The organism is Shewanella sp. SR43-8 (assembly GCF_014163775.1).
Taxonomy (GTDB): Bacteria; Pseudomonadota; Gammaproteobacteria; order Enterobacterales; family Shewanellaceae; genus Shewanella; species Shewanella vesiculosa.
Genome location: NZ_JACJDX010000066.1, coordinates 1 through 209, shown reverse-complemented (window position 1 = coordinate 209; position 209 = coordinate 1). Strand labels below are relative to the sequence as shown.

General features: G+C 55.0%; 1 protein-coding gene. It reads right to left on the bottom strand.

Translation table 11 applies throughout. From position 1 onward, the window contains the following. The coding region (locus H5114_RS20385) for a cadherin repeat domain-containing protein (RefSeq protein ID WP_182723900.1) at positions 1–209 on the bottom strand (209 nt) is incomplete at both ends.

The window sequence follows — 209 nt, the reverse complement described above, 5'->3', positions numbered from 1 at the left end:
TCAAAGTCATTGGCGACGGCGGCCACGCCCGCTGGGGTCAAGCTGATGACACCGGTCACGGGATCAATCTCAAACCAAGCGTCATCATTGCCGCTGACGATACTGTAGGTCACTGGCGTGCCTTCAGGGTTGGTTGCAGACACAGTACCGATCACCGTGCTGTCGCTGCTGTTTTCAAAATACGTAAAGCTGTAGCTGTCGCCTATAGG